Below are 23,389 nucleotides of genomic sequence, written 5' to 3' on the forward strand. Positions count from 1 at the left end.
AGATTTTTACAATTGCTCTCAAAAAGCAACGGAGTTCGGCCAAAGTGTGGTCAAAAAAGTAAAGGCGGCACGAGGCCGCCTTTTGCATTTCGATTGGTCTTTGACGATCAGGAGCCGGCGCCGTTGAGCACGGTGACCGCGCGACGGTTCTGCGACCAGCAGGACTCGTTGTCGCAGGTAGCGACCGGGCGCTCCTTGCCATACGAAATCGTCTTCATGCGGTTCGCCGGAACACCACGCGAAGCGAGATAGCTTTTCGCGGCGGCAGCGCGGCGCGCGCCGAGAGCAAGGTTGTACTCGCGGGTGCCGGTCTCGTCGGCATGGCCTTCGACCGTGATGGAATAGTTCGGATAGCGGGCGAGCCACTGAGCCTGACGATCGAGCGTCTGTGCTGCTTCGGAGCTGATGGAGGAGCTGTCGACAACGAAGAAGATGCGGTCGCCGACATTGACCGTGAAGTCCTGCGGCGAGCCCGGGGTGGCATTGCCGGCACCGTTCAGGCCAAGACCGTTGGCATCGTTCGGCAGACCCTTCTTGGAAGCGCAGCCGGCCAGAGAAAGGCCAACGAAAAGCGCGATCATGATCGGGTTGCGGGCAAGGTTCTGCATATGGCCAACGGCCTGGGTTGCGGTGCGGCTCATGGCCGGTCTCTCCTTAAGTCTCTATCAGGGTTGCCAGACTGTAACCGGGTTCGGTTAATCGGATTCCAACAAGTATGGTTAATGATGTCCTAAAATTGTCGCCAAACGGTCCACTCACAGGACTTTGCGGCGATAACGTGGCAGCCCTTCCCGCTACTCGAGCAACGGCGACCATGCCGGGTCGGAAGCGAAGCCAGGGGTCGGGATCTTCTGCTCGTTATAACCGGTCAGATCGATCGAATAAATTTGCGGTCCGCTCGCACCCGACGGCGCGCGGAAGAACATGATGACGCGGCCGTTCGGCGCCCAGGTCGGTCCTTCGCTGTAGGAGCCGGAGGTCAGGATTCGCTCGCCGGAACCGTCCGGCTTCATGACGCCGATGGAAAAATTGCCGCCGGCCCGTTTGGTGAAGGCGATCAGATCGCCGCGCGGCGACCAGACCGGCGTGGAGTAGGAGCCATTACCGAAGGAGATGCGGCGCTGGTTGGAGCCGTCGGCATTCATGACATAGATCTGCGGCTGTCCACCACGGTCGCTTTCGAAGGCAACCTGCGTGCCATCGGGTGAATAGGATGGCGAGGTATCGATCGCGGCCGTAGACGTCAGACGGGTCGTGGTGCGCGAGCGCAGATCCATCGTGTAGATATTGGCATTGCCTTCCTGCTGAAGGCTCATGATGACGCGCTGCCCGTCCGGCGAGAAGCGCGGCGAGAAGGTCATGCCCGGAAAGTTGCCGACCAGTTCGCGCTGGCCCGTCTGCAGCTGCAGCAGATAGACGCGCGGCTGTTGGTTGGCGAAGGACATGTAGGTAACTTCCTGGCGATTAGGCGAGAAGCGCGGCGTCAATACCAGGTCGCTGCCGTCGGTCAGCATGCGCGCGTTGGCGCCGTCCTGGTCCATAATGCCGAGCTGAGTCTTGCGGGCCGTTTTCGGGCCACTTTCGGCGACGAACACGACGCGGGTATCGAAATAGCCCTTTTCGCCAGTGATCTTCTGATAGATCGCATCGGCGATGATGTGCGCGACACGGCGCCAGTTATCCGGCTGGGCAAAGAACTGCTGACCGATCATCTGGCTGTTGCCGAACGTATCCCAGAGGCGGAATTCGGCACGAAGGCGGCCGCCTTCCTGCGTCACGCGGCCGGTCACCAGGGCCTGCGCATTGATCGAGGTCCAGTCCTGGAAGCGCGGGGTCGAATCCGGATTGGTGATCTTCTCGATGAAGGCCTGCTTGTTGATCGGAGCGAAGAGTCCGGAGCGCTGCAGATCGGCGGCGATGACGCTCGAGATCTGCGGGCCGAGCGTATCATTCGACAGAAGGTCGGTGATAGCGATCGGCATGGGCTGGACGTTGCCCTTATTGATATTGAGCTCGACCACGGCATAGGCCGGAGTGGATGCCACAGCCATCAGGCCTGCTAGCACCACCAGGAGGCGGACGAAGGATTTTCTGATCATATGTGCCAAGCCTTTCAGCATTAATTCGTCACAGAGCCGGTGCGAAGTTAAGGCTAACTTCTTTCCAGGTGTCATATTGATCTATTGGCAGGTTCTTGAACGGGGCAGCCCGAAGCACAGCTCGCATTGCGGCTGCCGCCATGGCTTGCTGCGTCGCCTTGGGGCCACCGGTAACGGTAACCTTCGGCTCGCCCACGATTTCTCCGCTTCGGCTGATCCTGAGATGCACCCGGACGCGGACATCTCTCGCTCCCTCAAGCCCCGGAGGAAAGTTCCAATACTTCGCGACGTTCTCGCGGATGTGGTCCCCAGTCGAATTTCCAGGCTGCTGCTTAACGCTTGCAGCCTGCACCGACACGGCACCAGCCAACATCACGCCCAAGGCCACAAGCAAGCTCATGCCGAGACGGAGACAGTGGTTCGTCAAAAGCCGCGCTCTCCGCATCACATCCCCAGATCCGCTGCACTGAAATTGACGACGACTTCCTGCCAGTCCTCATATTTGTCCACGGGAAGAATCGACATGAACTCCGATTGCGCGCGAAGGACCGCGCGTACAGCGGCGGACTGCATGGCACCTTGTGTCGAAGCCGGTCCCCCGTTGGTCGTCGCTTCCGGCTGACCGACGATCTGCCCGGATTTGTCGAGCTTGAAGTGCACCTTGATTCGCACATCGCCGGCGCCTTCAAGACCAGGCGGGAGGTTCCAGTATTTCTGGATCAGATCACGCAGGCCATCCTGCTGGCTCTGGCTGAGCTTGCCGGCACCAAGCGACTTCTTGCCGCCAAGCGAAGCGACTGGCGTATCGGCACCCGCGGAAGCCTGCTGCGACGAGCGCTTCGCGCCGCCTTTCGACGAGGTGTTGTTGAGAAGATTGTTGATCTGATCGGCAAGACCATCGTCGAGGCCCTTGCTGGAGGCCTTTGGGGTCTGACGCTTCTTGTCAGCGTCCTTCTTTCCGTCGTCGGCCGAGGTATTCTTGCTCGTGCTTTGCGTCGTCGTTTTGTCCGTCGGCTTTGCGTCGGCGACCTTCACGTCCGGCTTGGGCGTCGGCTTGACCTCCGGCTTCTGCTCGGCGGTCTTCGGCGGCGTCGGCTGCGGCTTGATATCCGGCACAGGAACATTGTTCGGCAGCTGGATTTCAGCCTGCTCGGTCGGCTGCGGCGTCGGCGGGGTCGGCGTTGCATCGGCCTTCGGGGTCGGCGGCGTGGGATCCGGCTTCGGGGTCGGCGTCACGTCCGGCTTCTGCTGCGGAATGGCGGCCACTTCCTTGGGAGCGGCCTCCGTTTCCTTCTGCTCGATCGTCTTGACGTCGTTCGGCCTCGGATCGTCCTGCGGTACAGGGGTATCCACCTTCTTCGGCGCTTGAGCCGCAGTCTCGCTCTCCGGCCGTTGCGTCGGCACGACCGGGTTCTTGATATCCACCTTGTTCTCGCCGGTATTCTGGGCGTTGGCGACCTGGTCCTGCTTGGTCGTCGGCTTGCGCGCGGCGTGATCTGTGACCGGCGCCTTCTTCTCGCCCTGCTGCAGCTGATCCGCCGTCACGATATCGACATCCATCGCTGTGCTTTCCGGCGTCTCCAACGGCGCCGGCGCACTAAGCGACACCATGGCGCCGATCAGCACCAGGATGTGAATGACAGCAGATGTAGCAAGACTGCGCTTCATGTCGGTTCGTCAGTGATCCGTTGTCTGCTGCTGCGTAACCAGGCCGATGTTCTTGTAACCGGCTTCCTGAATGCGGGACATGACGTCGGCGATGACGCCGTAAGGCGCCTTGCCGTCACCACGCACGAAAATGCGCTCGTTATAGCCCGTCGTCGCGATCGCCTTCAACTTGTCGGCGATCTCGGTCACGTTAATCTGCGTCTCCTGCAGGAAGACCTGGCCATCGGCCTTGATCGAGATCGTGATCGGTTGAGTCTGGGCGTTCAGTGCGCCGGCCTGCGTCTGCGGCAGGTCGATTGGCACGCCCGACGTCATCATCGGCGCCGCCACCATGAAGATGATCAGCAGCACGAGCATGACGTCGACCAGCGGCGTCACGTTAATCTCGGAAATCGGGCCGCCACGGCCTCCGCCACGACGACTGCCACGGCGGCCACCGCCGCCACCATTACCTCCAACAGACATTCCCATGTGAATACTCCGGTTCTGTCCGCGACTTACTGCGCAGCCTGGCGCGGCTGCAGCTTTTCATCGATCTGGCGCGAAAGGATGGCGGAGAATTCATCCGCGAAGCCTTCCATGCGGCCCGAAAGCTTGCCGGCATCGGCCGAGAACTTGTTGTAGGCGATAACGGCCGGAATAGCGGCTACGAGACCGATCGCGGTTGCCAGAAGCGCTTCGGCGATACCCGGTGCGACGACCGCAAGGTTGGTCGACTTCGAACCGGCGATCGCCTGAAACGAGGTCATGATGCCGACGACCGTGCCGAAGAGACCGATGAACGGACCGGCGGAGCCGATGGTCGCGAGCGATCCGAGGCGGGCGGTCAGATGTTCCGATTCACGCGCCAGCGTCACGTCCATCGCGCGGTCGATACGCATCTGCAGACCGATCGGCGAGCGAGCGCCTCGCTCGAAGGATTTCTTCCATTCGCGCATCGCTGCAACGAAGATGGCGCCGAGGCCCGTATTGTTACGCTCCGAAAGCGTGCGGTAGAGCTCTTCAAGCGACTGGCCCGACCAGAAAACCTGCTCGAAGTGATCGAACTGCCGCCGCGCTCGCGCGTAGCTCAGATATTTGTCGATGACGATCGCCCAGGTCCATACGGACGCTGCCAGCAGGCCGATCATGACGAGCTTGACCACCAGGCCTGCCTGCATGAAGAGCGACCAGAGGGTGATGTCCGGTGTGGTGGCCGCTGCCAATGCTACTTGTTCCATTGATCCAAAATCCCCGAATCCAAACGCCCGGTGCTAGACCGGGCGGCTAAAAGTGATCTCACAAGAATTGTTTGGCAGCCGCCGCTGAACGCCCTGGTCAAGCCTTCCAAGCTTACAACTGCCTTCTTGCCGTCAAATTTGGTCAAAGGAAGGCGTGCACCGCACAAACTCCGACATAATCAGTAAGACACTATTATGGTTAAAAGAATGTTAGCGTCGAAACACGAAGGATTTAACGGCGGCGAAGGTTATTCTCGCTCCAGGGAAGAACTGACCGGACGAAACCGGCGACAAACGCAGACAAAGCTTGCGCGGCGAATTCCTTCACATAAAACTCAAGTTATTGCAAGCCGCCTCTTGTCGATCATGCTATCCTTATGCAAGGCAGCCCTGATGCGATGAGCATTCCAAGTTACTGATTACCCAGCACTTTCCGACGCCGTGAGCATTTGTGCGGCAAGCTTCTCCGGCAGGCGGCGCGGACGCCCCTTTGCATTGATCACGGCAATGATGACCTTCGCGGCAATCAGCAAGGTCTCGTCGCGCCGGATTTCCTGAGACAGCACCATCTTGGCGCCACCGGCCTTTTCGGTGACTGTGCGGATCGTCAGCAGGTCATCCATGCGAGCCGGTCCCTTGAAATCGATCTCCATGCGATGGACAACGAAAACCAGCCCCTCTTCATCGGCATTCAGAAGTTCGCGCTGTTCCACTCCGAGACAACGCAGATAGTCGGTGCGTCCCCGCTCGAGGAAATGCAGATAGCGCGCGTGATAGACGAGCCCGGAAAAATCCGTATCCTCATAGTAGACTCGCTGCACCAGCCGGTGGCTTCCGGCTTCCAGTTCCCCAGCTATCAGAAAGGGGCTGTTCATCGTTGCCGCATCTCCTTGAATGTCCGGCATCTCTTTGGCCGAAGTTCTGCCATCAAGCAAGCTTTGAACAATTGTCATAGAGTCCGACTATCCGGAATGGTGCCGGCTAGCGGATCGGCGCAGAAGGAAATATCTCATGAAAATAGCGGTTATGGGCGGCGACGGATTCATTGGCTGGCCCACCTCGCTCCATCTCTCCGACGCCGGTCATGAGGTGCATATCCTCGATAATCTCTCCCGCCGATGGATCGATACGGAACTGGGCGTCCAGTCGTTGACGCCGATGGATTCGATCCAGGAACGCACCCGCATATGGCACGCCGAAACCGGCCGCCGCATCCATTTCCACCTGATCGATCTCGCCAGGGACTATGAGCTTCTGAAAAAATGGCTGTCCGAGCATCGCCCCGATGCCATCGTCCATTTCGCCGAGCAGCGCGCCGCCCCCTATTCGATGAAGAGCGACCGCCACAAGAACTACACGGTCAACAACAACGTCAACGCCACGCACAACCTCCTGAACGCGCTGGTAGACCTCAATCTCGACGCCCATCTCGTGCATCTCGGCACGATGGGCGTCTATGGCTATTCGACGATCGGCGCTGCCATCCCCGAGGGCTATCTGCCCGTCGGCATCGAGACGACCGATGGTCGCACGGCGAGCCAGGAGATTCTTTACCCCGCCAATCCCGGCTCGATCTATCACATGACGAAGTGCCTCGATCAGCTGCTCTTTCAATTCTATGCCAAGAATGACGGGCTGAGGATCACCGACCTGCATCAGGGCATCGTCTGGGGCACGCATACCGAGCAGACGCACCGGCATGAGCAACTGATCAACCGGTTCGATTATGACGGCGACTATGGCACGGTGCTCAATCGCTTCCTCATCCAGGCGGCGATCGGCTATCCCCTGACCGTCCACGGCACCGGCGGCCAGACCCGTGCCTTCATCCATATCCAGGATTCCGTACGCTGCATCGAACTCGCTCTGAAGAACCCGCCGGCTCGCGGCGCCCGCGTCGAAATCTTCAACCAGATGACCGAAACGCATCGAGTGCGCGATCTTGCCGACATGATAGCTAAGATGAGCGGCGCGGAAGTCGTGCGCCTGCCCAATCCGCGCAAGGAAGCTCCGGAGAACGACCTGATTGTCAAAAACGACAAGTTCCTCGATCTCGGCCTGGCACCGATCACGCTGGAAGCGGGCCTCCTCGGTGAAATCGTCGATGTCGCTAAAAAATATGCCTATCGCGTCGATCGGTCGCGCGTTCCGGCCATCTCTGCCTGGACCAAGGATCTCGCCGCGACAGTCAACCATGATCCCGAGGGCAAGAGGCTGAAGTCCGTGTCATGATGCCGGGAAGCGAAATGCTGCAGGGTCTGCGTGCACAAACGCGACCGCGTGCCGGGCAGGCATTCGTGACGCTCGTCACGAATGCTGATTACGCGATGGGCGCACTGGCGCTGGCGCGTTCGATCGTCCGTAGCGGCACGAAAGCCGATATCGTCGTGCTGCATACGGAAGGGGTTGGCGAAAGCGACCTTGCCCCATTGGCAGCGCTCGACTGCCGGCTGGTGGAAGTTGAGCATCTTCCGCTTTCGGATGCCTTCAATGAGCGGCATGCCCGCGGCAATCTTCATACAGCGGCTCCCTTCACCAAGGGCCGCAAGCCCTCCTTCCACACGCCGCTCGACAACTTCTGCAAGCTCAGGCTCTGGCAGCTGATCGAATACGACACCTGCGTCTTCATCGATGCGGATGCGCTCGTGTTGAGAAACGTCGACCGGCTCTTCGATTACCCGGAGTTTTCCGCCGCACCGAACGTCTACGAGAGCCTTGCCGATTTCCAGCGGCTGAATTCCGGCGTCTTCGTCGCCAAGCCGTCGCTTGCGACCTTTCGGCACATGCTGGAGCACCTCGATCGCCCCGACGTCTTCTGGAGGCGCACCGACCAGACCTTTCTCGAGGCCTTTTTCCCGGATTGGCATGGGCTGCCCGTCTTTATGAACATGCTGCAATATGTCTGGTTCAGCATGCCCGAGCTCTGGAACTGGAACAGCGTCTCGATCCTGCATTACCAGTATGAGAAGCCCTGGGAGGAAAATCACCCAAAGGCTGAGCAGCTGAAGCCATTGATCGAGCTATGGCATAGCTTCCATTCCGGTCGGAACATGCCCGATATCGCCACGCTCGCAAATCCGAAAGCGGCGGCATGAAAGTCCTGATTTCAGGCGGAGCGGGTCTCGTCGGCCGATACATCGCCGAAGAGCTGCTGTCGGCCGGTTACAAGGTTGCAATCGGCGCACGGAGCCCCCCGTCATCTGGCGTCTTTTCCCATCTGGTCTCCTTCGCTCCCATGAGCCTCGATCCGGCGGAAAATCAAAGCCGCGCTTTCGACGACGCCTATCTCTTCGTGCACGCGGCCTTCAACCATGTTGCTGGCAAATATCGCGGCGGTGAAGGCGATGATCCGGAAAGCTTTCGCCGTCTCAATCTCGACGGTACGGTAAAGCTGTTCGAGACCGCCAGAAAGGCTGGCATCCGCCGCTGCATCTTCCTCTCGTCACGCGCGGTCTATGGCGATGGGATTGCCAAGGAGCCGTTGACCGAGGCGACCAAACCAGTACCGAGCACGCTCTATGGCGAGGTGAAGCGCGACGCGGAGCACGCCCTGTTTTCCCTGTCGGCACCCGGTTTCACAACCGCGAGCCTGAGGGCGACAGGCGTTTATGGCGAACTGCAGCCGAACAAGTGGGACGAGCTGTTTGACGATTACCTGAACGGCAAGCCGGTTCCTTCCCGCGCCGGAACCGAAGTTCACGGCCGCGACCTCGGCCGTGCGGTTCGTCTTCTGCTGGAAACCGAAGCCAGTCGCATAGACGGTCAAGCCTTCAACCTGTCGGATATTCTGACCGACACGCACGAGATCCTCAGCCATCTCCAGAGCGCGACAGGCTGTCCGCACCCGCTGCCGCAACCTGCGGAGCTCGGCGCGGTCTCTGTCATGGATACGGCGAAAATCCGTGCGCTTGGCTGGCAAGCTGGCGGAAAACCCCTGCTCAAGCAAACGATAGAGACACTGGCTAAATCGGGATACCCAAAGGCGGGTATCAGCGCATCAGCTTCGTTTCGTCCCAATCGAGCGCCATCAATTCCGCATCCCTGAAGCGCGCATCGTCGGAAACGACGAATTCGTCGAGCTGCGGCGGCGCGACGCTGCTTCCGGCCAGCATGGCATGCACCTGCCCGCGATGATGCGTCTGATGCTGGAACAGATGGTTCAGCACATCATCCGCCCTTTCTCGCTGGATGCGGCCGTCGCGTTGGATATCGATGATCCGCATGGCGGTCTCCGGCGTCAGCCCCTCACAAAAGGCGACCAGCCTGCGATCGACATCGGCCTGCTCCTGGCTCAACCTGTCCAGCCGGTCATAGGGCTCCTCGATGTCAAAAGCTTTGAGGCCCAGAGTACCGCCTTCCAGCGCGTCGACGTAGAACCAATCGACCGTAAGGATATGATTGAGGGTTGCCTTGATCGACGGAAAAAAGCTGACACGCTTGGCCTCGAATTCGCCGGGCAGCAGAGCCGCACAAGCCCGATGGAGCCGGACATTCGCCAAGGCATTGTTATAGGCGAGCTTGCGAAAGCTGCGAACCGGATCGAAAGCGGACATAAGCCCCCCTAAGCCTTGTCGAGATCACCATCCCGCCAAACGAGATGGCGAGACGTCAGCGGCAGGTTTTCGATTTCCTCGGCGATGAAATAGGGCGGGATATCGAGCGCAACCAGCGCCTCGCGCGTCGCTCGCACCCATTTGAACTCCAGATCGTTGTCGCCATCCTGGATTCGATGCACGATCTTCGCAGGATCGAAGGGAAAGTCGGCAGGAATATCCATCAGATAGTAGAGGCCGAGCTCGTGCCAGTCGAGCTGCTCGTAATGGAAGAAATTCTCGACCGACCACAGCAGGCGCCCGACCGTAACGTTAACGCCGATCTCCTCCATCATCTCCCGCCGCAATGTCTCTTCCGAGGTCTCGCCGATCTCCGCGCGACCGCCGGGAAAAGTCCAGAAAGGCTCGTGCACGGCGCGATGCACCAGGACATGGCCGTCGCGAAAGCCAAGGCCTGCGACGCGCATCTGGAAGCGTGTTCGGCCGGCATTCAATCTGATGAGTTTGCGCTTCGGCATGATCCTCTATCCCAGGTCGATCACCAGAATCTCCGGCGGCACGCCGAAGCGTACTGGCGCGATAGAACACCCGAGGCCGCCCGACACAATGATATGGCGCGCCTCCTCAATGATATGACCGTAGACATACCGGTCACCGTAGCGCGAAGGTGAATAGGGCGACCAGCCGAAAATCCTCACCTGTCCGCCATGCGTATGCCCCGACAAAGTGAGCGACACGCGCTGGGGAACCGCAGGAAAGATATCGGGCTCATGGGCCATGAGGATGACTGGTGCGTCGTCACCGATCTGCGCCAGCGTGCCGCCGAGATCGTCGAGCCCCTTGGTAAGAGGCCTCTTCCAGCGCATGCTGCGGCGCAGGGCCAGCTGATCCTCGACGCCGGCAAGCCAGAAGCCTTGTCCATTCTTCTCTAGGCGCGCCGCGCGGTTGGAATAGACTTCGATGCCGACAGCTTCCAATGCCCGATGGCTGAACGTCGGGCCGCGACCGGTTCTCTGGGCCGTCGCGTCATGCCACCAGTCGTGATTGCCGATAATGGCGTGGACGCCAAGCGGCGCCTTCAGCTTTGCCAATTCCGCCGCCCAGATGCGATGATCGACACGGTTGGTAATGAGATCGGTTCCGGACGTGTAATCGCCGAGCAGCACGATGATGTCGCCACCAAGCTCATTGGCATGGGCACAGATCGATGCGATGCGCTCGGCATTCATCCACGGCTCACAGGCATGGAAATCGGCAAGCGCGACGACCCTGAGCTTCAGCCCAGGCGTCCATCCTGGTGGGGTCAGCGCATAGCGGGTAACATTCAGCCGAACGACCGGCTCGTAGCCGAGAGCATATCCCCCGAGTGCCATCAATCCGAATATGCTGCCGCCGAAAAGCTTCAGGAAGGCACGACGGCCAAGCATTCAATCGTCCTCCCGGAACAACCCGAACTGCGCGGCCTCCAGATCCTTGGGCGGCTGCATGCCGAGATGTTTCCAGGCAATCGCGGTCAAGACCCGACCGCGCGGTGTACGCTGAATGAAGCCCTGCTGTATCATATAGGGCTCGATAATATCCTCGATCGCATCGCGCGGCTCGGAAAGGCCAGCGGCGATAGTCTCGATACCGACAGGCCCGCCGCCGAAATTGACCGCGATCATGTTCAGATAGCGCTTGTCGAGCTGATCGAAGCCGACATTATCAACGAGAAGCCGTGTCAGTGCCTCGTCGGCAATCTCGCGCGTCACCGCTTCAACCTTGGCGACCTCGGCAAAATCGCGCACGCGCCGCAGCAGGCGGCCGGCAATGCGCGGCGTGCCGCGAGCCCGACGCGCGATCTCGCGCGCGCCCTCATCCGTCATGCCAAGACCCATCAACCTGGCACCACGCCGGACGATCAGCTCCAGCTCCTCGACCGTATAGAAGCTCAACCGTACAGGAATGCCGAAACGGTCGCGCAGCGGCGTGGTCAGGAGGCCGAGGCGGGTCGTAGCCGCAACCAGCGTGAACTTGGCGAGATCGATCTTCACCGAACGCGCCGCCGGGCCTTCGCCGATGATGAGATCAAGCTGGAAATCCTCCATCGCCGGATAGAGAATTTCCTCGACAGCCGGATTGAGACGATGGATTTCGTCGATGAAGAGCACGTCCCGCTCTTCGAGATTGGTGAGCAGCGCCGCAAGATCGCCCGCCTTGGCGATGACCGGGCCAGACGTCGAGCGAAAGTTGACGCCGAGTTCCTTGGCCATGATCTGCGCCAGCGTGGTCTTGCCGAGGCCGGGCGGGCCGACGAACAGCACATGATCCAGTGCCTCGCCACGACCCTTGGCCGCCTCGATGAAGACCTTCAGATTGGCGCGCGCATCCGCCTGGCCGGTAAATTCGTCCAGGGATTGCGGCCTGAGCGTCGCATCGATGTCTTCGCCCCGCTTTTCCGGCGATATCAGACGTGCGGCTTCACTCATGTCAGAGGTTCCATTCCCGGTATGCGTTTTGCGGCTTCTGCGCCGAAGGCGTTATCACATCCAGCGCCTCAAAAATACTCTGTGACTAAGGAGTGCCGAGGCCCGATCTCTCGACTTTGCGACAATAGTCAGGATTGCGGATGGTGCAAAGCCTCACCGCGCGAGTTCCTTGAGACCGAGCCGGATCAGCTTGGCGCTATCCGCACCTTCGCCGGCCGCCTTTATAGCCGCCGCAACGGCGTTGGCTGCTTGATCGCGGGAGTAGCCGAGATTGGTCAGCGCCGAAACGGCATCGGCCACGGGTGCTGCGGCAACGCCTTCGCCCAGCTCCTGCTTGAGCGAGATATTGGCCGCGTCGCCGGCAAAAGCCGGCGCCTTGTTCTTCAGTTCCGTCACGATGCGCATGGCGACCTTGGGGCCGACACCCGGCGCTCGCGAGACGGCGGCGCGATCCTGCAAGGCGATCGCATTGGCAAGCTCGGCCGGCGTCAACGTCGATAGCAGCGCCAGCGCCACTTTCGCACCGACGCCCTGAACCGTCTGCACGATGTTGAACCACTCGCGTTCCAGCGCCGTCATGAAGCCGAAAAGCCGGATCTGATCTTCGCGCACATAGGTCTCGATGAAGAGAATGCAGGCCTCGCCGACCGACCCGAGCTTCGACAGCGTCCGAGCCGAACAATAGGCGACGTAGCAGACGCCGTGCACATCCACGAGCACATAGTCTTCGCCGATCTCTTCGATTGTGCCTTTCAGCTTGCCGATCATGGATGATGTCCGTCAGGGATGGGTTTCTGGGGTGATGAGGTCGAGCGAGGGAAAGTAGGAGCGATAGCCCTTGGGATCTCGTGTTAATATGGAATAGCCACGCACCGCAGCGTGTGCGCCGATCATAAAATCAGGAAGAATGCGTTCTCTCCCACCGCCAGCCTGACGATAAATCCTGAAAGCCGCCGCTGCGGCAAATGCCGCTGACCACGGCAGGCTTTCACGGCGGAATTCGCTTTGCGGCAGCAGTTCGTCCACTTGATCCATACTGCTGTATCGCACCGAGAATTCCGCATAGATGATGGGGTTGATAATGACTGCTCCTCGCTTGAAAGCGGAAAGAACCTGCGCGCTGGACCAACCATGCCAAACTGAACCAGGGATGGCCAAATCAACCAACACATTCGTATCGACGATAGTGACCATGATTACCGGTCACGAGTCATCGACATCAGTGCTTCGGCATCGATCTCCTGATCGCCGGTGCCTTCCAACCGCTTGAGGGTAGCCATAAACCGATCGAGCCGCTGCCGATCCTCGATGTCCCGCTTACCGTTCTTGGGCGAAACAACCAGCTTTCCATCCTCGACGGAAAATATGACTTCGCTATTGAGCTCTATGCCAGCCAACTCGCGCAAGTCGCGGGGGATGGTCACCTGCCCTTTGGATGTCACACGCATTCTTACTCTCCAAACTTAAAGTAAGAATTATCATTACCATAAGAACAAGTCAAGAACAAACTATCCGGCCAGCGCTGCCTGCCGCAGCCGGCTGGCGCCGCGGTTATGGGCGTGACAGACGGCGATAGCGAGCGCATCGGCCGCGTCATTGCCCTTGAACTCGACCTTGGGCATCAGGATCTTCAGCATCATGTGAATCTGCTGCTTCTCGCCGTGGCCGACGCCGATGACGGCCTTCTTGACCGCATTCGGCGCATATTCCGAGACAGGCAGGCCAGCGCGCGCCGGAACCAGCATGACGACGCCGCGCGCCTGACCGAGCTTCAAGGTTGCCACCGCATCCTTGTTGACGAAGGTCTGTTCGACGGCGGCCTCATTGGGCTGATAGCTGTGAACAACCTCGGCAAGTCCGTCATGCAGCTGGCAAAGGCGGGATGCGAGATCCATGTCGCCGTCCGAGGTCACGGTCCCCGACGCCACGAAGCGCAGGGAATTGCCAAGCGTATCGATGATACCCCAGCCGGTGCGGCGCAGGCCCGGATCGATGCCGATGATGCGAATCGTATTCTGCATAAGCCAACCTATCTTTCAGGCTCGACATGTGCCAGCAAAATGTGAACAAAACAAAAACAAGCGTCTGATTGGATCGCCAAAGCCGCGCTGAAAACATCGTGACGAAATTGCGGCGATGGGTTTGGAATAGGCGGACAGCGCTCCTACATGTGCAAGCGACCCTCCCTTCCACCACGCAGGTTTCTTGCCATGGTCCCCTTTTCCATCCTCGATCTTTCGCCCGTTGCCGAAGGCAGCACCATCAGCCAATCCTTCGACGGCTCGAAGCGCATGGCGCAGAAGGCGGAAGAGCTGGGCTATAACCGATTCTGGCTTGCCGAGCATCACGGCATGCCGGGTGTTGCCAGCGCCGCGACATCGGTCGTCATCGGCCATGTCGGCGCGGCAACCTCGCGCATCCGCATCGGTTCGGGCGGCGTCATGCTGCCGAACCATTCACCGCTCGTGATTGCCGAACAGTTCGGCACGCTGGAAGCGCTGTTTCCCGGCCGCGTCGATCTCGGCCTCGGCCGCGCCCCGGGCACCGACATGCGCACGGCGCAGGCCCTGCGGCGAAATATAGATGCCGGCGCGCAGAGCTTTCCTCAGGATATCGTCGAACTGCAGCACCTCTTCAGCCCCGCGGACGACAATCAGATCATCCTCGCCGTTCCCGGCCATGGCGCCAATATACCTATCTGGCTGCTCGGCTCCAGCCTCTACAGCGCCCACCTCGCAGCTATGCTGGGCTTGCCCTATGCTTTCGCTTCGCATTTCGCCCCGGAAGCCTTGATGGATGCCATCGCCATCTATCGCGAGCGCTTCACGCCTTCGGCCACGCTCGACAAGCCCTATGTCATGGTCGGCGCCATGGGAGCGGTGGCGGAGACGGATGAGGAAGCGCAGTATCACTTCACCTCCGCGCAGCAGCAATTCGTCAATCTCCGCCGCAACGTGCGCGGCCCCTTCCCGCGCCCGCGCCGTGACATGGATGAGTTCTGGACGCCAATGGAAAAACTGAACGTGGAAAATACGCTGCGCTATGCCGTGGTCGGCTCGCCGGCAACGGCGGAGGCGAAGCTTTCGCAATTCATCAAGGATACGGAAGCCGATGAAGTCATCATATCGATGCCGATTCACGATATCGAGGCACGCCTGAAGTCGGTGGAACTCTTCGCGACGCTTCCAAGCTTCAAGAAGGTCTCCTGACCTTCGAAAGCGAACGGTCTAATCCGGTGAGCCGATCCAGCATATACGGCTCACCGGGCGATCGGCGGGCTCAAGCCACGAGCCTCGTCTTCCAATGACGCCGGATGAGCATGTCGAGCGACAGCTTGCCGGCGCCGGCGACGATCAGCGCGAACATACCGCCCGCGATCGCCAGATCCTTTTCGAAATGCAGCAACTCATTATGGCTGGCGAAGTTGGTGTGAAAAAGTAGCGCCGTCAGCACACAGAATAGGCCAAGGCCAAATGCCGCAAGGCGCGTCATAAGCCCGAGTGCGATGGCGAGGCCGGCGCCAAGCTGCAGCACGATGGTGGCAATGGCGATAGGGGCAGTGACGCCAAGCCTCGCCATGGCCTCCAATGCGGTGTCGAGATTGCTGGCAAGTTCGATGCCTTCTTCCAGAAAGAGCAGCGATAGCAGCAGGCGGCCGAACAGCAATGCCATGTCGGCCATATTCACAAGAACGGCACTCTCCTCTTCGAATTCCATGGCCTTTCTCCTTCCTGTCGATATTCGTGCGGCTTCCGGTCCTGTCCGGCGGCATCCCCTCGACATGACCGAGTGAAATGCCGCCGGAACGATGGAGATCGGGCTCAGTTGCTGGCCTTGGCGGCGATTGCCTTGGTCAGGTCCTCAAGCTCCTCGCATCCCGCCGGGCAGAGCTTGGTGAGTACTGCCAGCTGTTCGCGGGCCTTGGGCATATCGTCGGTTTCGACATAGAGCTCGCCGAGATATTCGTGCGCGCCCTTGTGATCCGGCTGCAGTTCCAGGGCCTTGGTGTAGTAAGTGAGCGACGTCTTGAAGTCGCCGGTCTTGCGCAGGGTGAAGCCCATCAGATTGTAGACATCGGCCTGCTGGTGCTCCTCGGCGATATCGCGAAGCTCGGTGAGTGCGCCGGCATAGTCCTTCGCATCGATCTTGGTACGCACGGAGGTCAGGTCCGGCGCATCGGTCGATTCCATATTGTCGACGGCAAAGGCAATGCCTGCCGTTGCGGCCGGAAGGATGGCGACGACGCAGAGGCCTGCAATCCCGAAAATGACATGTCTGAACATGGTAATTGCTCCTGTTTTTGGCCGCTCAGGCCTGGATGGTGGGGGTGAATCCGTAGGCATTGCCGTCCTTGACGAAGGTGCCGGAGCCCGGGAACGGGAAATGCGAGCCGCAAATCCTGATCTTGTCGGCAATGACGCGATCGATCAGCCTGCGGCGGGTGGCGACGGCCATCGGGCCATCCTGGTCGTAGGCACCTTCCCATTCGGGATGAGGCGCCAGCAGTGCCGGCACATACATGATGTCGGCCGAGACCATCAGCTGCTCGCTGCCGCCATCGATGAGGAAGACCGAGTGGCCCGGCGTATGACCGTATGCGGCAAGCATGTGCACGCCGGGCGCTACTTCGGCATTGTCCTCGACCAGCTTCCAGTTCTTCCACGTCGGGAAGACGGAGGCGATGCGCCGGCCGGCTTCCTTGCGGCCCTGCGCCAGCTTGTCGACGCGGCCGGGATCGGTCCACCAGTTGTATTCGGCGGCGTTGACGATCAGCTCGGCATTAGGAAAGACCGCCGCGTTCGTTCCCTTTTCCATCAGGCCCCAGACGTGGTCGGGATGGAAATGCGAGATCATGATCGTATCGATCTTCTTGTAGTCGATGCCGGCGGCAGCCATGTTGGCCGGCAGATGCGTGGCATTGGTCTGCCATTGCCCGACACCGGAGCCGGCATCCATCATGATCTTGCGCCCGCCGATATCGAGAACGACGACGGTCAGCGGAATGGGCATGAAGTCTGTGGTAAGGCCGGCCTTGGAGAGCGCTTCCTTGGTGTCTTCGACGGAAGCATTCTTGATAAAGGCCGGATCATGCGGTTTGCGCCAGATGCCGTCATAGATGGCCGTGACCTCGATCGAGCCGACCTTGTATTTGTAGAAGCCGACCGTCGGCTCAAGCGGGGTGGCGGCAAAGGCTTGCGGGATGAATTCGAGCTTCGACGACAGCCCGAAGGCTGCCGCAGCTGCGGCTGTGCCGAGCACGGCGCGGCGGGTCATATCAAACATCGCAATATCTCCTCAGGGTTATGGCTTTTCGGGCCAGGTGGAGCTCGCAAGCAATCGCGGCCGTCCACTGAGGAAGAAGATCGATAGCAATGAGCGCTTATTCCCAATCGCGCGAAAAATTCTCACAAACCGTTGAAATGTATGAGGTTATTTTTCATGAGACTGGATTGGAGCGGCAGAATGGCGGGCCTCCGCATTCGGCATCTGCGATTTTTTGCTTTCGATCGGGAATAAAACCCGCGCGGGCGCGATCTAGTATCGCAGGCAACATTGCAAGCACCGTATCCGAGGCTTACAGTCGGTATCGGCGTTTTGCGGGGATCATGATGACAGACGCCCAATTTATGACTTCGATGACGCTCGGCGAGTTCCCGATATGGAGCTTGCGCCCATCGCAAGATGCCGCGGTTGGCAGGTCGGGTTGGTTTCCAAACTGCCTGCGCGCTTTCCTTGCGGCACTGAAGCCGAGCGGGCACATTGTCCTCACGACTACGGCAGACTCATCGTCGCATGAAATGCCTGCACAGCGTGCGACCGCCTCCCCCGACGAGGCTATGCGCCGCTTTCAGCGCACCATCATCCCGCATCTGGACGCCGCCTATAATTTCGCGCGGTTCCTGAGTCGGGATGCCGATGCCGCGCAGGATATCGTGCAGGAGGCATATCTTCGCGCCTATCGTGGCTTCGGCGGCTTTCGCGATGGCGACGCCCGCGCCTGGACCTTCACCATCGTCCGCAATTGCTACCATGCCTGGCTGCGGGAGGGCCGGCGCAAGACGCGTTACGAGCAGCCGATGACGGACGAAAGGGATTCGGAGGAAAGCTCGCCCTCCCTCGACCCCACCTCAGAGGAGGATACGCCCGAGGCGGCCTTCATCCGCAAGTCGGAAACGCAGCGCGTGCGCGAGGTCATCAACAGGCTGCCCGATGCCATGCGCGAGGTCCTGGTCCTGCGCGAACTCGAGGATCTCTCCTACAGGGAAATCGCCGAGATCATCGATGCGCCGATCGGCACCGTCATGTCGCGCCTTGCCCGCGCCCGCCGTGATTTTGGCGAAGTCTGGCGCAGCCTCGAAGGAAAAGGGACGGCACGATGAGCGGCGGGAGACACGATGGTCACGGTGAATGGAACGACCTGCTGCACGGCTTCATCGACGGCGAACTGGACGCAACCAACGCGGCGCGTTTCGAGGCGCATCTGGCGACTTGCCGGGACTGCGCCGACGAGATGGAGAATGCTCTGATGGTCAAGCGTCTTTCCGCACGCGAGGGCGTCAAATGGCAGGCGCCTGATACCGTCCATGCCCGCGTGCAGGCGGCACTGACGCTGGAGCAATCCGTGATGAGGCGCGCAACCACGGCCGCGAGCCAAACGGAGAGCCCGTGGCAGCACGTGTGGCGATTGGTCCGCGAATGGAGTTTCGTGCCGTCGCTTGCCGTCCTTGCGGCAAGCCTCATGCTGGTACTGAACGTGCCGCAGCAGAGCCAGACGATCGAGGATCAGCTTCTCGCAAGCCATGTGCGCTCGATGCTCGCCGACCATCTGACCGACGTGCTGACATCAGACCAGCACACGGTCAAACCATGGTTCAACGGCAAGATTGATTTCTCCCCGCCCGTAGTCGATCTGGCAGCACAGGGCTTCCCTCTCGTCGGCGGCAGGGTGGATTATCTCGATGGTCGGGTGGTGGCGGCGCTGATCTATCGCCGGCATGGTCATGTCATCAATCTCTTCATCTGGCCGGGCGCTGCGGGAGCCAAAACCAATGCCGAGAAGGAGGGCTATAATTTCGTCGAATGGCATGCCGACGGGCTGGTCTTTTGGGCTGTCTCCGATGTCGCCGCACCGGATCTCACCACCTTCCGCGATGATTTTATCCGCGCGACAGCCCCATAACGCAAAAAGCCGGCCGCATCGCTGCAGCCGGCTTTTCTGAATGATCAGAAGGGATCAGGCCGAGAGCTTGGCCATAACTTCGTCCGAAACTTCGAAGTTCGAATAGACGTTCTGAACGTCGTCATCGTCTTCAAGGTTTTCGATGAGCTTCATCAGCGACTGGGCCTTTTCTTCGTCGACCGGCACGTTGTTCTGCGCGCGCCAGATCGCCTTCACGGTTTCGGCTTCGCCGAGCGTCGCTTCGAGCGCCTTGGCGACTTCGCCGAGGGATTCGAAGGCGCAGATGATGACATGGCCCTCTTCATCGCTTTCGACATCATCGGCGCCTGCCTCGATCGCCGCTTCCATGACCTTGTCGGCATCGCCGGCGGTCGGCTTGTAGGTGATTTCGCCGACGTGATCGAAGGAGAAGGACACCGAACCGGTTTCGCCAAGCGCACCGCCGGCCTTCGTGAAGATCGAGCGAACGTTGGATGCTGTGCGGTTGCGGTTGTCGGTCAGCGCTTCGACGATGATCGCCGTACCGCCCGGACCGTAGCCCTCGTAACGGATCGCGTCGTAATTCTCGGTATCGGCACCGGAAGCCTTCTTGATGGCACGGTCGATATTGTCCTTCGGCATCGACTGGGCCTTGGCGTTCTGGATCGCCAGACGCAGGCTCGCGTTCATGGTCGGGTCGGGCAGGCCCGATTTGGCAGCGACCGTAATTTCGCGCGCCAGCTTCGAGAACATTTTCGAGCGCACAGAGTCCTGACGACCCTTGCGGTGCATGATGTTTTTAAACTGTGAATGGCCAGCCATGGCACCCCTGTTCACGTCTTTTGTTGGGAATGGGCTGCCTTATAAGAGCGAAGCGGCCCTCATTCAAGTAAAAAGCCGGATAATGGGGATGAAGAGCGGTCGCGATCGAGAAGGTCTCAAAGGTGATCGCGATGGTCACAGCCCCTTGAGCACATAGATCAGCGGCTTGCGCGGCAAGGTCTTCACCGACACCGTGACGCTCGGCGTCGGTGCATAGGCAATATCGAAGTCGGGGCCGAACAGGGCGAGAAACTGATCGACCGGCGGACCCCAGCGATGCATGGGCAGGATCAGCGATGAGCGCAGCCTTTTCACCACGCGGCTCATGCTGTCGGCCCCCATGGTCAGACCGCCGTCGACCGGCACCATCACGACATCGAGACGGCCGATCTCGGCATATTGCTGGTCGGTGAGCTCGAAATGCAAATGGCCCAGATGTCCAATGCAAAGGCCCGCCACCTCGAAGATGAAGATCGAATTGCCGTTGGCTTCGATGCCGCCGCCCCAGGAGCGAATATCGGTGACGACATTGCGGATCAACGTATCACCGACGGTCATGCGGATCTTTGCCGGCTCTCCAGGCACATCGCTCCATCCATGCAGCACATATTTGATCGCCGGGTCCGGCGTCAGCGTGTAGTGGCTCGGATGCGCCTTGTTCATCGTGACGACCTCGGGCGTATAGGGCGGCGGATAGGCACCGCTATAATCCGTGGCGATCGAAACGCCGCCCGGCGTTTCGATGAAAAGCGTGGCGTGGCCGAGGAAGGTAATCTTCACGTCGCCATTGATTGGGTCATCGGCAAGCGTCGGACGGGGAGGAGAAAAGCTGGCGAAAGTTGCTTTCGGAAGAGATTGCGCGATCGCCTGGCATTGGCTGGGTTGCGGACGAGAGGGCTTTTGCTGGGCGTCAGCCGCGGTCCACCAAAAAATCATCGCCAGGAAAAACGCAGCAAGGACAGGAAATCGCTGTAACATGCCATCCCCTCAAGCCAGATAGTGGCCGAAGGATGCGGCATGACCGGAAACGGGTCCAGCGGCAATAAGACAGGATTGCTCACAATCGCGTCATCTTATGGTGATGCTGAATTACCAGGCAGCGATCAGCGCCAGAAGTCAGGAATGGTCTCCGCAAGCCGCGGTCCAAGCCGGAGCGGTGCGATCTTCTCAGCCAATCCCGTCGCGTCGGAAATCTCGACGCCAACGCCGCAGATGGTGGCTGGCCCCGAAGCCGCCTCGAAACGCCCCTTCGGCATCTTCGAGATGAAGCGGTTGAGCGGCTCTTCCTTTTCCATGCCGAGCGAGGAATCGTAATCGCCGCACATGCCAGCATCCGACATATAGGCGGTGCCACCATTCAGGATCTGTGCATCCGCAGTCGGCACATGCGTATGCGTGCCAATGACGAAGCTCGCGCGGCCATCGACGAAGTGACCGAAACACTGCTTTTCGCTCGTCGCCTCCGCGTGGAAGTCGAAGACGATGGCATCCGCCTGCTCTTTCAGCGGGCATGCATCGAGGATGGCTTCCGCCGACTTGAAGGGATCGTCGAGCTCCGGATGCATGAAGACGCGGCCCATGATGTTGGCAACGAGCACGCGGGCGCCGTTGCGGGCATAGTAGAGGCCGGAACCGCGGCCGGGCGTGCCGGCCGGATAGTTGGCAGGGCGCAGAAACTGGTCGTGACGCTCGCAGAAAACGACGGCTTCCTTCTGGTCCCAGACATGGTTGCCCGTCGTCACGACGTCAGCGCCGGCATCGATCGTCTCAAGGAAGATGTCCTCGGTGATGCCGAAGCCGCCGGCAGCATTCTCGCCATTGACGATGACGAAATCGAGCTTCAGGTCGGATACGAGGCCCGGCAGGCGGTCCCACACCGCGGTCCGTCCTGTCTTGCCGACCATATCTCCCAGAAAAAGCAGCCGCATTCGCTATCCAATCACTTCCGAAACGAAATTGAGTCCGCTCTCGGTCAAAATCGCGTCAAGACGGACATCATGCGGCTCTGCGGGTACTGATGGCACTTCTTGGCAATCGAATGCAATGCCGATCAGCCGCGGATCCAACCCTTTTTGATGCAGGCGTTCGATCGCACGGTCGTAATGACCGGCGCCATAGCCGATGCGATGGCCGCTTCTGTCGAAGGCCGAAAGCGGCACGAGCATGATATCCGGGTCCAGCACCGCCGCTTCAGGTCCCGGACCGGAAGTCCCGAATCCAACCGGAACCAATGGCACCCCGGCGACAAGCTCCCGGAAGACGATCGTGCTGCGATCAAGAATAACAGGCACACAGAGCCGCGCCCCCCGCTCCCGCAGACGCGCCATCAATGGCCTTATATCCACTTCCGAACGGATCGGCAGGAAGCCGGAGACGATATCTCCCGGCCTGATATCGATGGCGTCGCCACCATGCACCACCATGGCCAGGCCCTTTTCAATACGGTCCTCAGCCGGAATGGCGTCCCGTGCCGCCAGGCGCTCGTTGCGATATCGGGCTTTCAGCTCTTTGGGAGTCATTGGATCTTCGCGAAAGTTTATATTATCGCAAAAACATAATGAGCCGGCAGCCCATTGCAAAGCGCGAAAGCGACATGCCGTGGTCGCAGAAAGGAGTGGGCTGCATCAGCCTTTGCGGATGATCGACAATTTTCCGTTGCCATCCACATGGGCGCGAACATTTTCATAATTCTGCAGCGTCGTATGATTGGTCTCGATCGGATGCGAGTGCGTCGCCGTGATGACCACCACATCCGCACCAGCCGCCTCGCCCGCCTTGACACCGGCCAAGACGTCTTCAAACACCAGGCATTCCGACGGGCTGAGGCCGAGGCGTTGCGCCCCGAGGATGTAACCTTGCGGATCGGGCTTACCGACCTTCACGTCTTCGGCGGTGACCATGAAGCGCGGAACCGGGATCCCGGCGGCATCCAGCCGCGCCAGCGCCAGCCGATAGGGCGACGAGGTGACGATCGCCCAGCGCTCCGGCGGCAGCGATGCAAGGAAATCGACGGCGCCCGGCAGCGCGATCACACCCTCGACATCGGCAATCTCGGCCTCGGTGATCTTCAGCGCCTCCGCGACCGGATCGACGCCAGGCAGCTTCAACTGACCGATCGTATCGACACCGCGCTTGCCATGCATGGTTGGCATGAACTTCTCGACATCAAGACCCTGGGCGCGTGCCCAATTGCCCCAGACGCGTTCTGCAGCAGCAATCGAATTAATGATCGTGCCGTCCATATCGAATAGGAAGCCGGAATAGGTCTTTGCGAAGGCGGAATTCGATGCGGCGGACAAGGGCGGACCTTTCTGGATAAGACGGTGAGCGGCTGCGGCAAACGCAGCGCTCATGATATGCCCTTCCCGACTAACGGCAGCCGTCGAAAGAAGCAAATAAA

The 23,389-nt window shown here is 60.0% G+C and carries 29 protein-coding genes; 6 read left to right on the forward strand and 23 right to left on the reverse strand.

Annotation, left to right across the window (positions count from 1 at the left end):
• Positions 1-107: 107 nt before the first annotated feature.
• From pal to ybgC, 7 genes are all read right to left on the reverse strand, one after another.
• Positions 108-641 carry a peptidoglycan-associated lipoprotein Pal gene (pal, locus tag FHX05_RS06690; protein WP_015340980.1) on the reverse strand — a complete coding sequence of 178 codons (534 nt, stop codon included), beginning with the start codon at positions 639-641 and terminating at the stop codon, positions 108-110.
• A 153-nt stretch (positions 642-794) separates the two neighbouring features.
• Entirely contained in the window at positions 795-2,099 is a 1,305-nt protein-coding gene (gene tolB / locus FHX05_RS06695; RefSeq protein WP_015340981.1) for a Tol-Pal system beta propeller repeat protein TolB, read from the reverse strand.
• A 28-nt stretch (positions 2,100-2,127) separates the two neighbouring features.
• Positions 2,128-2,295: a hypothetical protein gene (locus tag FHX05_RS30835; RefSeq protein WP_348648149.1), complete on the reverse strand. Its 168-nt coding sequence runs from the start codon at positions 2,293-2,295 to the stop codon at positions 2,128-2,130.
• Positions 2,296-2,543: 248 nt separating this feature from the next.
• Positions 2,544-3,767: a hypothetical protein gene (locus FHX05_RS06705; protein WP_183871041.1), complete on the reverse strand. Its 1,224-nt coding sequence runs from the start codon at positions 3,765-3,767 to the stop codon at positions 2,544-2,546.
• Positions 3,768-3,776: 9 nt separating this feature from the next.
• Positions 3,777-4,238, reverse strand: a complete 462-nt coding sequence (tolR, locus tag FHX05_RS06710) for a protein TolR (RefSeq protein ID WP_112335052.1) — start codon at positions 4,236-4,238, stop codon at positions 3,777-3,779.
• A 26-nt stretch (positions 4,239-4,264) separates the two neighbouring features.
• Positions 4,265-4,987 (reverse strand): protein TolQ, encoded by a 723-nt coding sequence (gene tolQ / locus FHX05_RS06715; RefSeq protein ID WP_041677650.1) that lies wholly within the window; start codon positions 4,985-4,987, stop codon positions 4,265-4,267.
• A gap of 419 nt (positions 4,988-5,406) precedes the next feature.
• The gene (ybgC, locus tag FHX05_RS06720) at positions 5,407-5,862 is read right to left on the reverse strand and encodes a tol-pal system-associated acyl-CoA thioesterase (RefSeq protein ID WP_112335292.1); all 456 of its coding nucleotides are present in this window, start codon (positions 5,860-5,862) and stop codon (positions 5,407-5,409) included.
• A 136-nt stretch (positions 5,863-5,998) separates the two neighbouring features.
• Here ybgC and FHX05_RS06725 point away from each other — a divergent pair, with 136 nt between their 5' ends.
• From FHX05_RS06725 to FHX05_RS06735, 3 genes are read left to right on the forward strand one after another with little or no spacing between them, the layout of a single operon-like run.
• A complete protein-coding gene (locus tag FHX05_RS06725) occupies positions 5,999-7,219 on the forward strand; it encodes an NAD-dependent epimerase/dehydratase family protein (protein WP_183871042.1) in 1,221 nt (406 codons plus the stop codon).
• Positions 7,220-7,233: 14 nt separating this feature from the next.
• The gene (locus FHX05_RS06730) at positions 7,234-8,082 is read left to right on the forward strand and encodes a glycosyltransferase (RefSeq protein WP_183871043.1); all 849 of its coding nucleotides are present in this window, start codon (positions 7,234-7,236) and stop codon (positions 8,080-8,082) included.
• A complete protein-coding gene (locus FHX05_RS06735) occupies positions 8,079-9,032 on the forward strand; it encodes an NAD(P)-dependent oxidoreductase (RefSeq protein ID WP_183871044.1) in 954 nt (317 codons plus the stop codon). Before FHX05_RS06730 ends, FHX05_RS06735 begins: the two co-directional genes overlap by 4 nt.
• Here FHX05_RS06735 and FHX05_RS06740 read toward each other — a convergent pair.
• The 8 genes from FHX05_RS06740 to ruvC all read right to left on the reverse strand — a co-directional run bounded on the left by FHX05_RS06740 (position 8,977) and on the right by ruvC (position 14,029).
• A complete protein-coding gene (locus FHX05_RS06740; RefSeq protein WP_183871045.1) occupies positions 8,977-9,540 on the reverse strand; it encodes a DinB family protein in 564 nt (187 codons plus the stop codon). The genes FHX05_RS06735 and FHX05_RS06740 overlap by 56 nt on opposite strands.
• Positions 9,541-9,548: 8 nt before the next feature.
• A complete protein-coding gene (locus tag FHX05_RS06745) occupies positions 9,549-10,058 on the reverse strand; it encodes an NUDIX hydrolase (RefSeq protein ID WP_181476129.1) in 510 nt (169 codons plus the stop codon).
• Between the two features lie 6 nt (positions 10,059-10,064).
• Positions 10,065-10,967, reverse strand: coding sequence for a metallophosphoesterase (locus tag FHX05_RS06750; RefSeq protein ID WP_183871046.1), 903 nt, complete (start codon positions 10,965-10,967; stop codon positions 10,065-10,067).
• Complete coding sequence (gene ruvB / locus FHX05_RS06755) at positions 10,968-12,008, reverse strand: Holliday junction branch migration DNA helicase RuvB (protein ID WP_183871047.1); 1,041 nt, start codon at positions 12,006-12,008, stop codon at positions 10,968-10,970.
• Between the two features lie 153 nt (positions 12,009-12,161).
• Positions 12,162-12,776 carry a Holliday junction branch migration protein RuvA gene (ruvA, locus tag FHX05_RS06760; RefSeq protein WP_183871048.1) on the reverse strand — a complete coding sequence of 205 codons (615 nt, stop codon included), beginning with the start codon at positions 12,774-12,776 and terminating at the stop codon, positions 12,162-12,164.
• A 12-nt stretch (positions 12,777-12,788) separates the two neighbouring features.
• Entirely contained in the window at positions 12,789-13,202 is a 414-nt protein-coding gene (locus FHX05_RS06765; RefSeq protein WP_183871049.1) for a type II toxin-antitoxin system VapC family toxin, read from the reverse strand.
• A 2-nt stretch (positions 13,203-13,204) separates the two neighbouring features.
• Complete coding sequence (locus FHX05_RS06770) at positions 13,205-13,456, reverse strand: AbrB/MazE/SpoVT family DNA-binding domain-containing protein (protein ID WP_112335060.1); 252 nt, start codon at positions 13,454-13,456, stop codon at positions 13,205-13,207.
• Positions 13,457-13,516: 60 nt separating this feature from the next.
• Entirely contained in the window at positions 13,517-14,029 is a 513-nt protein-coding gene (gene ruvC / locus FHX05_RS06775) for a crossover junction endodeoxyribonuclease RuvC (protein ID WP_112335061.1), read from the reverse strand.
• Positions 14,030-14,218: 189 nt separating this feature from the next.
• Between ruvC and FHX05_RS06780 the strand changes: the two genes are divergently transcribed.
• Entirely contained in the window at positions 14,219-15,217 is a 999-nt protein-coding gene (locus tag FHX05_RS06780) for an LLM class flavin-dependent oxidoreductase (protein ID WP_183871050.1), read from the forward strand.
• A gap of 70 nt (positions 15,218-15,287) precedes the next feature.
• Here FHX05_RS06780 and FHX05_RS06785 read toward each other — a convergent pair whose 3' ends face one another.
• The 3 genes from FHX05_RS06785 to FHX05_RS06795 form a co-directional block, all read right to left on the reverse strand.
• Positions 15,288-15,725: a DoxX family protein gene (locus FHX05_RS06785; protein ID WP_112609502.1), complete on the reverse strand. Its 438-nt coding sequence runs from the start codon at positions 15,723-15,725 to the stop codon at positions 15,288-15,290.
• 104 nt (positions 15,726-15,829) lie between these two features.
• Entirely contained in the window at positions 15,830-16,291 is a 462-nt protein-coding gene (locus FHX05_RS06790; RefSeq protein WP_183871051.1) for a tetratricopeptide repeat protein, read from the reverse strand.
• A 25-nt stretch (positions 16,292-16,316) separates the two neighbouring features.
• The gene (locus FHX05_RS06795; RefSeq protein WP_183871052.1) at positions 16,317-17,291 is read right to left on the reverse strand and encodes an MBL fold metallo-hydrolase; all 975 of its coding nucleotides are present in this window, start codon (positions 17,289-17,291) and stop codon (positions 16,317-16,319) included.
• A gap of 344 nt (positions 17,292-17,635) precedes the next feature.
• Between FHX05_RS06795 and FHX05_RS06800 the strand changes: the two genes are divergently transcribed.
• Both FHX05_RS06800 and FHX05_RS06805 read left to right on the forward strand, forming a co-directional pair.
• Positions 17,636-18,388, forward strand: coding sequence for a sigma-70 family RNA polymerase sigma factor (locus FHX05_RS06800; RefSeq protein WP_183871204.1), 753 nt, complete (start codon positions 17,636-17,638; stop codon positions 18,386-18,388).
• A complete protein-coding gene (locus FHX05_RS06805) occupies positions 18,385-19,188 on the forward strand; it encodes an anti-sigma factor (RefSeq protein WP_183871053.1) in 804 nt (267 codons plus the stop codon). The genes FHX05_RS06800 and FHX05_RS06805 overlap by 4 nt, the downstream gene beginning before the upstream one ends.
• 54 nt (positions 19,189-19,242) lie before the next feature.
• On the opposite strand, the gene FHX05_RS06810 is transcribed toward FHX05_RS06805, so the two are convergent.
• The 5 genes from FHX05_RS06810 to FHX05_RS06830 form a co-directional block, all read right to left on the reverse strand.
• Positions 19,243-19,989, reverse strand: coding sequence for a YebC/PmpR family DNA-binding transcriptional regulator (locus tag FHX05_RS06810; protein WP_112410001.1), 747 nt, complete (start codon positions 19,987-19,989; stop codon positions 19,243-19,245).
• A gap of 135 nt (positions 19,990-20,124) precedes the next feature.
• The gene (locus FHX05_RS06815) at positions 20,125-20,925 is read right to left on the reverse strand and encodes an MBL fold metallo-hydrolase (RefSeq protein ID WP_246698875.1); all 801 of its coding nucleotides are present in this window, start codon (positions 20,923-20,925) and stop codon (positions 20,125-20,127) included.
• Between the two features lie 167 nt (positions 20,926-21,092).
• Entirely contained in the window at positions 21,093-21,917 is an 825-nt protein-coding gene (locus FHX05_RS06820; protein WP_183871055.1) for a YmdB family metallophosphoesterase, read from the reverse strand.
• A gap of 3 nt (positions 21,918-21,920) precedes the next feature.
• On the reverse strand, positions 21,921-22,508 hold the full coding sequence (locus FHX05_RS06825; protein ID WP_183871056.1) for a 5-formyltetrahydrofolate cyclo-ligase: 588 nt from the start codon (positions 22,506-22,508) through the stop codon (positions 21,921-21,923).
• 105 nt (positions 22,509-22,613) lie between these two features.
• Complete coding sequence (locus FHX05_RS06830; protein WP_246698852.1) at positions 22,614-23,342, reverse strand: HAD family hydrolase; 729 nt, start codon at positions 23,340-23,342, stop codon at positions 22,614-22,616.
• Positions 23,343-23,389: the final 47 nt, after the last annotated feature.

This window comes from Rhizobium sp. BK491, from assembly GCF_014194925.1.
In the GTDB taxonomy this organism is placed as follows: Bacteria; Pseudomonadota; Alphaproteobacteria; order Rhizobiales; family Rhizobiaceae; genus Rhizobium.

Coding starts and splice junctions, on each gene's coding strand:
- pal (WP_015340980.1), bottom strand. CDS start 641: ATGAGCCGCACCGCAACCCAGGCCGTTGGCCATATGCAGAACCTTGCC.
- tolB (WP_015340981.1), bottom strand. CDS start 2,099: ATGATCAGAAAATCCTTCGTCCGCCTCCTGGTGGTGCTAGCAGGCCTG.
- FHX05_RS06705 (WP_183871041.1), bottom strand. CDS start 3,767: ATGAAGCGCAGTCTTGCTACATCTGCTGTCATTCACATCCTGGTGCTG.
- tolR (WP_112335052.1), bottom strand. CDS start 4,238: ATGGGAATGTCTGTTGGAGGTAATGGTGGCGGCGGTGGCCGCCGTGGC.
- tolQ (WP_041677650.1), bottom strand. CDS start 4,987: ATGGAACAAGTAGCATTGGCAGCGGCCACCACACCGGACATCACCCTC.
- ybgC (WP_112335292.1), bottom strand. CDS start 5,862: ATGAACAGCCCCTTTCTGATAGCTGGGGAACTGGAAGCCGGAAGCCAC.
- FHX05_RS06725 (WP_183871042.1), top strand. CDS start 5,999: ATGAAAATAGCGGTTATGGGCGGCGACGGATTCATTGGCTGGCCCACC.
- FHX05_RS06730 (WP_183871043.1), top strand. CDS start 7,234: ATGCTGCAGGGTCTGCGTGCACAAACGCGACCGCGTGCCGGGCAGGCA.
- FHX05_RS06735 (WP_183871044.1), top strand. CDS start 8,079: ATGAAAGTCCTGATTTCAGGCGGAGCGGGTCTCGTCGGCCGATACATC.
- FHX05_RS06740 (WP_183871045.1), bottom strand. CDS start 9,540: ATGTCCGCTTTCGATCCGGTTCGCAGCTTTCGCAAGCTCGCCTATAAC.
- FHX05_RS06745 (WP_181476129.1), bottom strand. CDS start 10,058: ATGCCGAAGCGCAAACTCATCAGATTGAATGCCGGCCGAACACGCTTC.
- FHX05_RS06750 (WP_183871046.1), bottom strand. CDS start 10,967: ATGCTTGGCCGTCGTGCCTTCCTGAAGCTTTTCGGCGGCAGCATATTC.
- ruvB (WP_183871047.1), bottom strand. CDS start 12,008: ATGAGTGAAGCCGCACGTCTGATATCGCCGGAAAAGCGGGGCGAAGAC.
- ruvA (WP_183871048.1), bottom strand. CDS start 12,776: ATGATCGGCAAGCTGAAAGGCACAATCGAAGAGATCGGCGAAGACTAT.
- FHX05_RS06765 (WP_183871049.1), bottom strand. CDS start 13,202: ATGGTCACTATCGTCGATACGAATGTGTTGGTTGATTTGGCCATCCCT.
- FHX05_RS06770 (WP_112335060.1), bottom strand. CDS start 13,456: ATGCGTGTGACATCCAAAGGGCAGGTGACCATCCCCCGCGACTTGCGC.
- ruvC (WP_112335061.1), bottom strand. CDS start 14,029: ATGCAGAATACGATTCGCATCATCGGCATCGATCCGGGCCTGCGCCGC.
- FHX05_RS06780 (WP_183871050.1), top strand. CDS start 14,219: ATGGTCCCCTTTTCCATCCTCGATCTTTCGCCCGTTGCCGAAGGCAGC.
- FHX05_RS06785 (WP_112609502.1), bottom strand. CDS start 15,725: ATGGAATTCGAAGAGGAGAGTGCCGTTCTTGTGAATATGGCCGACATG.
- FHX05_RS06790 (WP_183871051.1), bottom strand. CDS start 16,291: ATGTTCAGACATGTCATTTTCGGGATTGCAGGCCTCTGCGTCGTCGCC.
- FHX05_RS06795 (WP_183871052.1), bottom strand. CDS start 17,291: ATGTTTGATATGACCCGCCGCGCCGTGCTCGGCACAGCCGCAGCTGCG.
- FHX05_RS06800 (WP_183871204.1), top strand. CDS start 17,636: ATGACTTCGATGACGCTCGGCGAGTTCCCGATATGGAGCTTGCGCCCA.
- FHX05_RS06805 (WP_183871053.1), top strand. CDS start 18,385: ATGAGCGGCGGGAGACACGATGGTCACGGTGAATGGAACGACCTGCTG.
- FHX05_RS06810 (WP_112410001.1), bottom strand. CDS start 19,989: ATGGCTGGCCATTCACAGTTTAAAAACATCATGCACCGCAAGGGTCGT.
- FHX05_RS06815 (WP_246698875.1), bottom strand. CDS start 20,925: ATGATTTTTTGGTGGACCGCGGCTGACGCCCAGCAAAAGCCCTCTCGT.
- FHX05_RS06820 (WP_183871055.1), bottom strand. CDS start 21,917: ATGCGGCTGCTTTTTCTGGGAGATATGGTCGGCAAGACAGGACGGACC.
- FHX05_RS06825 (WP_183871056.1), bottom strand. CDS start 22,508: ATGACTCCCAAAGAGCTGAAAGCCCGATATCGCAACGAGCGCCTGGCG.
- FHX05_RS06830 (WP_246698852.1), bottom strand. CDS start 23,342: ATGAGCGCTGCGTTTGCCGCAGCCGCTCACCGTCTTATCCAGAAAGGT.